10 protein-coding genes are annotated in these 13,162 nt (G+C 33.7%); 1 reads left to right on the top strand and 9 read right to left on the bottom strand.

Annotated elements, in window-relative coordinates; genetic code table 11:
• Positions 1 to 8: 8 nt before the first annotated feature.
• Positions 9 to 2,387 (bottom strand): YfhO family protein, encoded by a 2,379-nt coding sequence (locus AT726_RS06885; protein WP_237297012.1) that lies wholly within the window; start codon positions 2,385 to 2,387, stop codon positions 9 to 11.
• Positions 2,388 to 2,521: 134 nt separating this feature from the next.
• On the opposite strand from AT726_RS06885, the gene AT726_RS06880 reads away from it, so the two are divergent.
• A complete protein-coding gene (locus AT726_RS06880; protein WP_055243351.1) occupies positions 2,522 to 3,211 on the top strand; it encodes a hypothetical protein in 690 nt (229 codons plus the stop codon).
• A gap of 625 nt (positions 3,212 to 3,836) precedes the next feature.
• Here the strand turns inward: AT726_RS06880 and AT726_RS06875 are convergent.
• The 8 genes from AT726_RS06875 to AT726_RS06840 form a co-directional block, all read right to left on the bottom strand.
• Positions 3,837 to 4,418: a DUF2087 domain-containing protein gene (locus tag AT726_RS06875; RefSeq protein ID WP_068759274.1), complete on the bottom strand. Its 582-nt coding sequence runs from the start codon at positions 4,416 to 4,418 to the stop codon at positions 3,837 to 3,839.
• Between the two features lie 65 nt (positions 4,419 to 4,483).
• Complete coding sequence (locus AT726_RS06870; protein WP_055275591.1) at positions 4,484 to 5,170, bottom strand: queuosine precursor transporter; 687 nt, start codon at positions 5,168 to 5,170, stop codon at positions 4,484 to 4,486.
• 755 nt (positions 5,171 to 5,925) lie between these two features.
• Complete coding sequence (locus AT726_RS06865) at positions 5,926 to 6,135, bottom strand: heavy-metal-associated domain-containing protein (RefSeq protein ID WP_055275545.1); 210 nt, start codon at positions 6,133 to 6,135, stop codon at positions 5,926 to 5,928.
• Between the two features lie 40 nt (positions 6,136 to 6,175).
• The gene (locus tag AT726_RS06860; RefSeq protein ID WP_068759273.1) at positions 6,176 to 7,585 is read right to left on the bottom strand and encodes an MATE family efflux transporter; all 1,410 of its coding nucleotides are present in this window, start codon (positions 7,583 to 7,585) and stop codon (positions 6,176 to 6,178) included.
• Between the two features lie 70 nt (positions 7,586 to 7,655).
• Positions 7,656 to 8,099 carry a MarR family winged helix-turn-helix transcriptional regulator gene (locus tag AT726_RS06855; protein ID WP_055305355.1) on the bottom strand — a complete coding sequence of 148 codons (444 nt, stop codon included), beginning with the start codon at positions 8,097 to 8,099 and terminating at the stop codon, positions 7,656 to 7,658.
• A 116-nt stretch (positions 8,100 to 8,215) separates the two neighbouring features.
• The gene (gene glmS, locus AT726_RS06850) at positions 8,216 to 10,024 is read right to left on the bottom strand and encodes a glutamine--fructose-6-phosphate transaminase (isomerizing) (protein WP_237297009.1); all 1,809 of its coding nucleotides are present in this window, start codon (positions 10,022 to 10,024) and stop codon (positions 8,216 to 8,218) included.
• 351 nt (positions 10,025 to 10,375) lie between these two features.
• Positions 10,376 to 11,713 carry a phosphoglucosamine mutase gene (glmM, locus tag AT726_RS06845; protein WP_055242979.1) on the bottom strand — a complete coding sequence of 446 codons (1,338 nt, stop codon included), beginning with the start codon at positions 11,711 to 11,713 and terminating at the stop codon, positions 10,376 to 10,378.
• A gap of 17 nt (positions 11,714 to 11,730) precedes the next feature.
• Positions 11,731 to 13,092, bottom strand: coding sequence for a CdaR family protein (locus AT726_RS06840; protein WP_237297007.1), 1,362 nt, complete (start codon positions 13,090 to 13,092; stop codon positions 11,731 to 11,733).
• Between the last annotated feature and the right edge of the window lie 70 nt (positions 13,093 to 13,162).

Below are 13,162 nucleotides of genomic sequence, written 5' to 3'. Positions count from 1 at the left end.
GCCTCAAATTACTTTGAGGCAACTTTGCGACGAACTTCATAACTACGATAAAAACTTGATACAATAATTAAACTTGTAATAGCTGAAACCGAGAATCCAAGATCAAAGCCTGGCGAACGATACGTTAATTCAATCTCATACTTACCAGCTGTTTCAATCCCCACACCAATAAAACCATCATTCACTTCATAAATTGGAACTTCTTTGCCATTAGCATAGGCCCTCCACCCTTTATTATAAGGAATGGCATACGTAATCAATTGTGGTGAGCTAGTCACGTATTGGTGTGTAATCGTATTCTGAGCATATTCAACCGCTTCAACACCAAAACTTTGACGTAACTGAGCGGCTTCAAAATATTGAATTTCACCCGGTTGCTCAGGAAGCTCTGTTGTATTAAACGGCTGCAGATGATAAATATCCGCCAAACTTTCGTTCTCTAAAACAATACATTTTAAAAACACGTAATGTTGCTGTGCTCGATTAAGTTTTTTAAAATCTGACTCAAGTATATAATACGGACTACTCGTTCCAACAGGAACAAAATAATTATTCTTAAAAATCGTGATTCCCTCAATTCGATCATAATATTGATAGCCTGGAAGCGGCACCTCATAATCCGGTGTAAAATAATACTTTGCAGATAATGCTGTCGTTAACATATAATCAGTGGTTGCAATAGATAAACTATTCTCAACCTGTTCATTCAGCATCCATGATACATCTTGCGAAGATAAAACGAGATATGGATTCGCAATTGAGAATCCATTATAACCTTGATACAATGGCTCATTGTATTGAATTTCATAACTATTAATAATTCGATAAAACTCTGGATCCATCGTTTGCAAATAATCCGCCACTGCACCAGTGTTATTACTAATCGATTCTTGATCTATCATATAGTTTTCCACTAAGATAGAGCGTTCACTATTCGTTGCAAAATAGATGTAAGACACTATCATGCACTCTAACATTAAGATGAAAAAAATTGTCTTTGAACTAAGTGATTCATCTTCTTTAGCTATTCGAATTAAAAGAAAGCGATAAAAAGATATCGTCAAAATCATTATTAAATAAAGCATCAAATAAGGCGATAAGATAATCAGCTCATCCACTACTTTCGCTACGGTCCATTGCGAAATTTCCCCATATTTCATATGTAACTCAAAAAGTAATACGAAGCCTAATACCGAAAATAATAAACATTTAAACGTGATACAAGTTTGTTTTAATAACTTCGTATCCATTAAGCGGACATCATTTAAGGAATAAGCCGTCATTAACGCATTAAATAAAATTAATAAGATGGAAATAACATTCGTATTTAATGGTGCTAGTGAGGTAATATTGACAAGTTCAAGTGACTGAGTGATAAACACAGTAAACAGGATGACACTATAAGAAAAAATGATTAATTTTCTTTCCCTCTTACCTATCAATTTCACAAACTGTGGAAGCATTAATACAACTAGTACTGATTGATAAAGCGCCACAACATTCACATTCTTTGGAAATAACTGTAGTGATCCTAGAAAATTTTCATGAAGAGGTGGGAATAATCCTTTAAGACAAAGGGCTAATAAAGAGGATAGCGTCATTCCCTCCTGCAGTTCAATCGACATAGCATTTGACGCGAATAAAAGCGGTAAAATGAAGACCATATTAATGCCGATAATCAATACAATTGAAACTAAAAACTTCTTTGTATCATCGATAAAGCACGCTCGATTCTCCTGTCGAACTCTATAAAGTCGAATCATAATATAAGCCACCAAAAAGCCTAAGAATAACACGGTAAACGTAAAATGCGAAATAAGCAGCAATGAAAAAGTTGCTACAAAGTATCGTTTCCGTCCTGATGAAAGAAGCTTCTCGACGCCATAAAGTACAAGAGGAACAAAAAATAGAAGCTCAATCGTGACAAACTCACTGAGGTTACTCAGATACCATCCATTAAAGAGATATAAAATACTTGCGATAATAAGAGTATGAGATTTAAACCACTTCGTCTCTTTCATATAGAGATAGAGTGCCCCAGTCGCTAACATTGTCTTTAAAAATAGGAGGGGAAAGTATAATTTAGGAAGCAAACTACTTGGAAACAATAACGTTAATAAAAAAAATGGATTATATAAAGAGTAAGCATTTTGTGCTCCTAAAAAGTTGCCTCCTAAGAAGAAGTTAAAAGACCACATGGGGATTTCTTTTTGTAACAACAAATCATGAGCATTTGCATAAATGGACAAATAATTCTCAAAGTACTGCCCTGTCACAGAATAAATAAAGTTACCTGAAAAAATAAAGCCAAAGAACACAATGATAAAAATTAAAGCTATATATTGAAACGTTTTCCGTCTATATTCTGAATGATTTAACACTAACATCCCACCTCACTATCAATGAATAGTTTCATTTTACCATAAAAATAAATAGTACTTGCCAAAAAATAACTATAAAATTAAGACACATTACAAGCCAGTATTCCCTATATTTGATATACTAAGGACAGGTGATAGTAATGGAAAGATATAATATTATAACAGAAAAATTTCCTCGCGAAATCGTTCTTTTAAAAAGTCGTCCATGTGCATATGGTAAATGCACATTCTGTGATTACATTGGTGACAACTCAACAAATATTGCAGAAATGAATCAATTAAATAAAGAAGTCTTATCAAATGTTAAAGGATTATATGACACATTTGAAGTCATCAACTCTGGAAACATCTTTGATTTACCAAAAGAAACATTAGAAATGATCAAATTAAAACTTAGTGAACATGAGTTTAAAAAACTATTTGCCGAAGCTCATTGGATCTTCCGTGACCACCTAGATAAGATGCGTCAACGTCTAGACATTGATATTATGTTCAAAACAGGGGTAGAATCATTCGATTATGACTTCCGTGAAAAAGTTTTAAAAAAGGGGGCGCCGTTCCAAAGTGTTGAAGAATTAAAAAAATACTTTGATTCACCATGTATCATGGTTGGAATTAAGGGACAAACAAAAGATATGATCAGACGTGACATCGATATCGTCCTTAATCAATTCAATCATGCCACAGTCAATGTCTACTGTGAAAATACAACCATCATCAAACCAGATGGACAGCTAAAAGAATGGTTCTACGATGAATACAAATGGCTAGACGATGTCAAGCATTTAGAAGTCTTATGGAATAAAACTGACTTTGGAGTCGGAGATTAAAAAAGCAAGAACTGAACCAGTTCTTGCTTTTTCTATGTCAGTAATAAAACTAATTTGGTAAAAATGAGAAGGTTAACTTAGCTATTTCAAAAAAATTAAAAATAAAGGTATCTATTGATTTAATATTCTTTCTTTAACTTCGTCTGTACACCCTATTTTATATCTGATTGTTATTTTACTAAGTTTCACTAATGAGTCCGACACATTAATTCCTCTTTTTTCGTCTGTATAGGCTAATGTATATCTAAACTTACACTAGCCCGCTAATTTACTCGTTTTAAGTCGATAACCTCTCTCTCCCCATTCCACTCAATTGTTAGTTGTACCTTTTTATCCTCCATTTGCTCAAATACTTCAGCACTAAATCGAGTCGTTATATGAAAAGACCCATCGCCTTGTAAATTTTAAGGGAACGAGCTAAAAATTGTAAATAATCGACCTTCCAAACGATAATCTAATATTGGAAACTCATGACCATATAAATATTAAATCATAAACCCTATCTTCAATTAATGAAGGTGAATAAGTAGCTAACCATGATTCATCGTAACCCGTATACACAATAATATCCTCTCTTTTAGAGCATCTTCCCAACGCAAAAACGATTAAAACACTACTAAAAAGCTTACATTATTTTCTCATAAGTGCCTCCGTCTAAGCTTCGTGTTAAATAATTAAAATCAAATAAATCACGACGAAGCGTCACATAATCTTGAAAACTAATATGAGCTTTTAAAACCTCATTTACTTCACGCTCACTATAAAAACGTCCCGCTTCAAAAAACTGAGACAAATAGTTTAAAACAATCTGTTTCTCACTCACTTTAATTGGATATCGCTCAACTAAGCCTGATTCATCTAAAAACGAATCCTCTAAATGCTCACTTCGTACATATCCCCCCTCTACAAAACCAAATCCCCGCAAATCAATTCCATCGACCTCACAAATAAGATCTTTATTTTTATACTTCTGCTTCACTAAACGAATAACGATTGGTAATAAATTTTCATCTTTAATGGCTAACGCCTTAATCACAACAACTTTTGTAATATCTAAAACAACCATGGCTTTCAACGTATCTTCTTTCACCTGTGCAAAAATGATATGCTTCCCTAAACAAGTACTAATGGCTTTAAGAACCTCCTCATAATCCTTTTCATCTGAAAACCAATGCTTTTGAATCTCTTCTGCTTTTATAAATTTCATCCCTATCATCTCCTTTTATTTTCTATTATAGCAAAAAAGACCAACTTGTATAGCCGGTCTATATTCTATAAATCCATTGGATTGACTTTCTTTAATAAATAAACAAATGGTGTATCTGAAATACTTAAAATGACTTTAAATAAATAAGTTACGAAGAAAATGTCTACTGCAATCTCCATCTCCCATAATCCAAACATCACAACAACTGCCGTGAAGATGAACGTATCAACAAATTGGCTAATTAATGTACTTCCATTATTACGCAACCATAACCACTTATCTTCTGGAAATCTCTTTTTAATGAAGTGGAAAACAAACACGTCAATATTTTGTGACACCATGAACGAGATTAACCCCGCAATCGTGAACACAGGTAAAGCTAGACTAAATAAACCTTCCATATGTGGTTGTGCCCAATCTGATGCATCTGGTTTAAACCATAATGAAAATTGAGTCACAATTAAAAAAGATAACTGCGTAAAGAAGCCGATAAATACTGCTGTCATCGCAGCCTTCTTCCCATACTTTTCACTTAATAAATCGGTCGCTAAGAAGATTCCACTAAACATCGTATTCCCAAGCGTTGTAACAATACCGAAAATCGTCGTTGTTTTAGCAACTTGGATATTCGCTGCGATTACACTCATCGTGATGTATGCGTATAATCCCTTTCGACCAAATAATTTATAACTTAAGACAACTAATCCAAAGTTAACAATAATGAATAATACTGCAATTAATTCATTTGCCACAATAATCACCCTTATCTTCTAATTTATAACAATAAAAAAACTCCTAATAAAAACAGGAGCAGATAAGATCATGATTAAACAAACGCATAACAAAATAAGCCTACGTTTGCTAAACTAGACCTCCTATTTTTGATAACGCTGGATTCTGCCAACAGCATGAGGATTTTATTCATGTTATAATACAGTATTATATCATGAAAATATGCGAAAAAATACCCTATTTTTCTCAGTGGTTATAGCAAAAAAACTCCTTAATCTTGAATTGATAAACTATGGGATGTTTTTATAACCAAGAGGTTTAATAACTTTATTTAGCAAAATTCTATCTTGAAAACAAAAGCTATAAATAGTGCCTTGAGATTACATGGAAAGGACTAGAACTATCTCATTATAAATTTATTTATATATATGCCCGTGACTTACATGCAACAAAAAAGGGAACAGGCCTTTATCATCTAGGCAATGAAAATGAGGTAACCTTCCATTTCAAACACGCCTATGAATTTTACTGTCTTCTTCGTTGTCTGCGCACTACAAAAGCATTAGATGAACACATAATCAGACTGAGTATCAATCTTCATACAATTACCTCCGATGTGAATTAAACGTAATTTTAGAAAAAGAAAAAACATCTTTAAAAAGAAAGATGTTTTTTCAGTCCCTGTTCTATAAGATAAGTCATCCCAAATAACCTTATCCTCACTTAAATTATAGATAATTTTGAAAAAAATAAAAGTGTGCTTATGCACACTTTTTTATAATTGAACATCAAATCCTTGATCTTCAATACATTCTACTATTAATAATTCATTCGTAAATGATTGGTCATATTCAACTTCAACTAATTTTGATTTTAAATCAACCTTAACTTGCTTAACCCCAACAATTTGGGCCACTGCATCATGAATTGAATTTACACAATGTTGACAGCTCATCCCATTAACTTTTAATACAACAGATTTCATTTCATCTTCGCCCCTTTCAATCCTATCGTAGCACACGAGATTAGACTTTTAAAGGACTTTCTTGATGAAGAGAAGCCATTTCTTTATCACAATCATTAACCTTATTTTCTTTTAATTTTCGAAGTGAACCAAAGAAAACTACTCCAGTAATAATTGAAGCTAATCCATCAGCAACTGGCCCTGCTAACCAAACTCCCATTAATCCCAGTCCACCGACACGCGGTAAAACAATTAAACAAGGAATTAATAAAATGACTTGACGTAATAAACTTAAGAACATTGAGACTTTAGCTTGTCCAATTGATTGGAAGTAGTTAGAACTAATTGTTTGGAAACCAAGAACAGGTAACATAAATAAGAATGTACGTAATCCTGTTTTAGCCATTTCAAGTAATGACTCATCACTACTAAATGCTCGAATTAAAAGCTCTGGTGCAAATTGAATTAATAACCATCCTACTGAAACAATAAGTGTTGCGACAATAACAGGGATTTTAACCGCATCTTTAACACGATGATACTTTTTAGCTCCATAATTATAACCAATGATTGGCTGTGATCCTTGGTTTAGACCAAACAGTGGCATCATAAAAATCATCGAAATACTACTGATAATTGTCATTGCGCCAATCGCTAAATCTCCGCCATATTCTTTTAAAGCATTATTCGCTAATACTTGTACGAGACTTTGAGCAATCTGCATAGCAAAGGGGCTCATCCCGATAGAGAAAATACTGATGATGACTGCTTTTTTTAATTTAACATTATGACGTGAAATCTTAATTGAACCCTTACCTTTTGTAAAGTAATATAAAATCCAAATGGTCGATGCAATTTGAGAAATTACGGTAGCAATCGCTGCCCCTCGAACCCCAAGACCTAGCGCAAAAATAAAGATTGGGTCTAAAAGAATATTTGTTCCTGCACCAATTAACATAGAGAACATCGCAATTTTAGGATTTCCATCACTACGTATAGAATGATTCAATCCAAAGCTAAGCATATTAAAGATTGTCCCAATAAAGATAATCTGCATATATTGAGAAGCATAAATCTCTGTGTCCTGACTAGCCCCAAAGATTTCAAGAAGTGGCTTCATAAATGTTAATCCAAGTACTGTAATTAAAATACTAATTAATAAAATAAGTGTAAATGCATTACCAAGATGCTGCTCTGCTTCATCTCGTTTATGCTCACCAAGTTTCAAGGAAATACGCGCACTTGTTCCGATTCCGACTAACATCCCAAATGCTAAAATTATAGTCATAATCGGCATCGTAATTCCAACACCCGTTAACGCTAATCCCCCTACTTCAGGAATATTTCCAATATACATACGGTCAACAATGTTATATAACGTATTAACCATCATCCCGATAATAGCAGGAACTGAAAACTGTATTAATAATTTTGAGATTTTCTCTTCTCCTAAAAGCTTCTGTCTATTCATTCACTTTATCCTCCTTATATGATGTATTTGCAACTATTTTAACTCAAATAGTTATTAACTTCATAAGTGGTCATTTCTCATTTCTTAACTTTTCAACAGCTTTAATTGAATTATTCAACATAGTATCTAAACATTTTAAGAAATGATCCTTCTCTTCCTCTATTAACCCTTCAATAAGATCATCTGTAATTTCTACTAAAATTGACATAATAATAGGCATCATTTCATGACCTTTTTCTGTTAAAAAAAGTTGATTATATCGACGATCTCCTTCATCACATTGACGATAGATATAGCCATTCTCTTCTAATTTTTTTAAGGCTTTTGCTGTCGTTGCCTTATCGATTTTCACTAAATTCGTTAAATCTTTTTGATTAATCCCCTCATGTCTAGCAATATTAATTAAAAAGATATGCTGGCCACTCCCAAGCCCATAAGGTCTTAGTTTATGATTTATAATAATCTGGCGATATCGATATAAAATTGACATTGTTTTTCCAATTACTTCATTCATGAAACCACCACTTACTATTAGATTTAATAACAAGCATATATTACTGTAAATAGAATGTATTTGCAACTATTTTAACTCAAATAAAAACACTCTCATAAAATGAGAGTGTTTTTATTTTATTCTACTGTAACTGACTTCGCTAAGTTACGTGGTTTATCAATATCGAATCCACGTTGTAAGGCTGCATAGTAAGAAATTAATTGAGTTGGAACTACTGTTACTAATGGTGTTAATAATGGGTGAACATCATCAATCACAATTTGATCCGTTTCAGAACTTAATGAACGTAATGAAATAATCACAGTATTAGCTCCACGCGCTTTAACTTCTTTTACATTTGAACGCGTATTTAAATTCACTGATTCTTGAGAAACAATGGCGATGACTGGTGTTCCTTTTTCAATTAAGGCAATCGTTCCATGTTTTAACTCACCAGCTGCGAATCCTTCTGTTTGAATATAAGAAATTTCTTTTAATTTTAAAGCCGCTTCTAAGGCCACATAATAATCAACATGGCGTCCGATATAGAAACAGTTACGTTGTGTTAAATAATCTTTCGCAATGGCTTCGTATTGCTCTTTATGGTCTGTAATACTTTCCATCACATTGGCAACGATCGCTAATTCACGAGATAAATCTAAATCTGTTTTTCCAGCCACTTTAGCTGCTAAAACGGCTTGAACCGCAACTTGAGCTGTGTAAGCTTTTGTTGAAGCTACTGCAATCTCAGGTCCCGCATATAATAATAACGTGTGATCAGCTTCACGAGATAACGTTGAACCTGGTACGTTCGTAATCGTTAATGATGGATATCCTAATTGTTTAATTTTAACTAATACGGCACGGCTATCTGCTGTTTCTCCTGATTGAGAAATGAAGATGAATAATGGTTTTTTACTAATCACTGGTGTATTGTAAACGAACTCAGATGAAATATGAACTTCAGTTGGAATTCCAGCTAATTGTTCAAACATTTGCTTTCCAACGAATCCAGCATGCATACTCGTTCCTGCAGCAATGATATATAAACGATCCGCTTCCTTCACAGCCTTCACGATCTCTTGATCGATTTTAATGTCTCCATCTTCGAAGTATTGCTCCACGATACGGCGAATCACGTATGGTTGCTCATCAATTTCTTTTAACATGTAGTGAGGATATGTTCCTTTTTCGATATCAGAAGCATCTAACTCAGCTGTGAATGGATCACGTTTAACTGTCACTCCTAATAAGTTATAGATCGTTACCCCTTCACGTGTTAACTTAATGAACTCTTCATCTTCGATTTCAACGAATTGATTTGTACATTGTAACATGGCCATCGCATCAGATCCAATCATATTGAATCCTTCACCTAAACCAATTAACATGGGTGATTTATTTTTAGCTGCATATAGCACTTCAGGATTATTAGCATCAATAACTCCCAATGCATACGATCCGTGTAATAAACTCATCACATGACGAATCGCTAATTCCACATCTTCTTTTTCTAACACAAAGTGCTCAATTAATGCTGCAATAACTTCTGTATCTGTATCTGAAATGAAGTTGTAATTTGGCAAAAATTCTTGACGTAACTCTAATTCATTTTCAATAACCCCATTATGAACAATCGTAAAACGACCTGTACTTGATTGATGAGGATGTGAGTTACGTTGATTAGGTGCCCCATGAGTCGCCCAACGTGTATGTCCAATCCCTACTGTTGATAAAACTGTTTCATCAACAACAGTACGTAAGTGAGCAATACGCCCTTTATCTTTAAAAATATGAACTCCCGCTTCATTGACTACTGCAATCCCTGCTGAATCATATCCACGGTACTCTAATTTTTCTAATCCATTTAATAAAATATCTTTAACATCTTGTTGTCCAATATATCCAACGATTCCACACATACGTGTAACAACTCCTTTTTTCAATAAACTAATTACTAAAATAGAGCTGCTTTCCTATTTACCTTTTCTCCAATTTTGTCGTAAGAGTTACCTCTTAGTTTTGTTTGAAGACTACGACTGAGGTATACAGCCGGAAGGCATCCGCCGAATAATCGATTAACCTTCACCTCGTCAGCTGTCATCTTTAGTTAACAGCTCTGGCGCTTATACTTGAATAGAAATAACTTATCTACTCTACTATCCTCCTTTCCCCCTTTAGAAAGCAACACATTCATTATATCATATGCAGAGAAAATTAAAATGATGTTTTTAAGTTGTGAGTCAAAAATAACCATTTTAATCAAAAAAAGAGGTGAACGTCACCTCTTTTAATTCTTATTTTAACTCTTGTTCAACAACTGCTAAAATACGATTAACATATTCTTCACATAATTCTTCAGTTTTAGCTTCTACCATGACACGAACTAAAGGTTCTGTTCCCGAAGGACGAACTAACACACGTCCCTCTCCATTCATTTCGGCTTCAACCTCAGCAATTGATGCTAAAATATTTTCATTTGTCATCATTGCATTTTTGTCTTCAACACGAAGGTTTTTTAATAATTGTGGATATTTAGGCATTTCTTTTGCTAAATCGGCTAAAGATTGTTCCTTCTCAACAACAATCTTAGCTAATTGAACGGCACTTAACATTCCATCTCCAGTTGTTCCATAATCTAAGAAGATTAAATGACCTGATTGTTCTCCCCCAAAGTTATAATCATTCTTTAACATTTCTTCTAAAACATAACGATCTCCAACTTTTGTTTGAACACTACGTAAACCATTTGCTTCAACTGCATTATAGAAACCTAAGTTACTCATAACTGTTGAAACAACAGTTCCTTGTTTTAGTAATCCTTTTTCATTTAAGTAACGTCCAACGATGAACATAATATAATCTCCATCGATAATAGCTCCCGTATGATCTACTGCAATTAAACGATCACAATCACCATCAAATGCAAACCCTAAATCAGCCTCATGTTTAACAACTTCTTTGGCTAATGCTTCTGGATGAGTTGATCCACAGTTATGGTTAATATTAACTCCATCTGGATTTGATGAAACAGTCACAATATCTGCATCTAAATCAGCAAATAATTGAGGGGCTAATGCTGAACTTGCTCCATTTGCACAATCTAATACGATTTTTAATCCCGTTAATTTTTGTCCTACTGTTCCTTTAATAAAGTTCACATATTTTTGTGATCCCATTTGGAAGTCTTCCACGCGCCCAATCTCACCAGCGATTGGGCGTGGTAATTCATCAGCTGTATCGATTAAACTTTCAATTTCCTCTTCTTCTTGATCACTTAATTTGTAACCACTATGGCTAAAGATTTTAATTCCATTATCTTGAACTGGGTTATGAGACGCTGAAATCATAATTCCTGCATCTACATCTAAGCTTTTAGTTAAATAAGCAACACCTGGAGTTGTAATGACTCCAAGGGTTAATACATCGGCACCCGATGAGATTAATCCAGCAATTAATGCACTTTCTAATAACTCACCTGAAATACGAGTGTCGCGTCCAATTAATACTTTAGGACGTGTATTTTTAGACTTTAAATGATGACCTAAAATACGTCCTAATTTTAATGTAAATTCTGGAGTTAGCTCAGTATTTGCGACTCCTCTAATTCCATCCGTTCCAAAGTATTTTCCCATATATACTAACCTCACTTTTATTCTGTAATAATAACATTTACTTTTGCTCGACTCGGATCAATCAACACACCAGTAATAGATTCCACCGTAATCGGAACTTGATATTCACCAGGAGTATATCCTAATAAATCAATCCAAACCTTCACATCATCTGCAGAAATTGAGTTTAACTTTGTAGTTGATCCCTTCAATGTTAAATTAATGACTGCATCACTCAGAGACTTAGCCTTAACACTATACTTCGCATCTAAGTTTTTGAAATCAACAGAAATATTTTCTAAAACTTTTGTTTGGGTTTCTTCAAATGTTACTTTTACTTTGATTGTGTCTGTATCCATTTTATGAATATTTTCTGGTTTATCTAATTTTACAATAAGTTCATTATTATCGTCTAGTTGATATAAATCAACTTGGACTTGTAACTTATCATAGGACTCTAATGCAGTTGTTTCACCGTATAACTTGACTTCAGATGGGGTTAAGGTTAGATTACCTACACTATGCCCTTCTGGAGCATTTCCAGTTACAACAGCCTCTACTGGTACAACCTTACTTGGAGTAGTTACCTGAGTAGAAGTAATCAACTTATCTGGTTTAATTTCAACATCTAATTTATTACCAAGCTTATCATACGCAAACACTGGTGCCTCATAATCAGAAAGCTTAGATAAATCAGATACATCAATAATTGCCTTTACACTTGCTACTTGATTAACTACTGTTTGTGGACCTTTAATTTTAACAGTATTTAAGGCCAACTGCGGCTCACTCAACACATACATCTCATCAATTTGATCTAAGTTTACAAAATCAGCTTGTACTGGCTTATCAATTTCAGTCAATGCCATAATTGTCACAACAATTGTACTGGGATCAATCTTAACATCTAACTTATTACCAAGTTTACTATACTCTAGATTAACCTTATGTGTTCCAGGTGGCAAATCCTTTAAATCTGCATAAATCTCAAAGTTAGCTTTAGCTTTAGCAATATCTACTTGACTCTTATCTCCAACTAATGTGACATCTACTGTATCTGGTAACCCTTCAACTACTATTCGTTCTTTATTATAATAAGAAGTTAAAGGGTAACTATTAATATCCACAGAATAACGCTCTTTTACACTGGGAGCATATCTTATATTAAACGCAAATCCAATAGCTACTACCAACGCTAGTATCTTCATCAACTTTTCATTTCGAAGAAAACTTTCGTAAACGTGGTCCAATTTTTGAAACTTGAAAATTCCTAAAATCATACCTGGTGTCGTTAAAAACTTCCAGATACCTTTAAAGAAATTTGCAATTCTTTGAAAAAACTTTTCTGTATCTTTAATTGTCTCAATTGCTATTTGTCTTGCTATTTCATTTGAGTCCACATTATTATTGTTTTTTTGAGTCTTATTTTGTTTAGATTTTTTCATACGACACCACCTTCATCATCAGTCA

The sequence above is a fragment of the Turicibacter sp. H121 genome, assembly GCF_001543345.1.
Taxonomy (GTDB): Bacteria; Bacillota_I; Bacilli_A; order MOL361; family Turicibacteraceae; genus Turicibacter; species Turicibacter bilis.
Note: the sequence above shows the minus strand (reverse complement) of the source record. Positions and strands in the feature narration are given on the sequence as shown.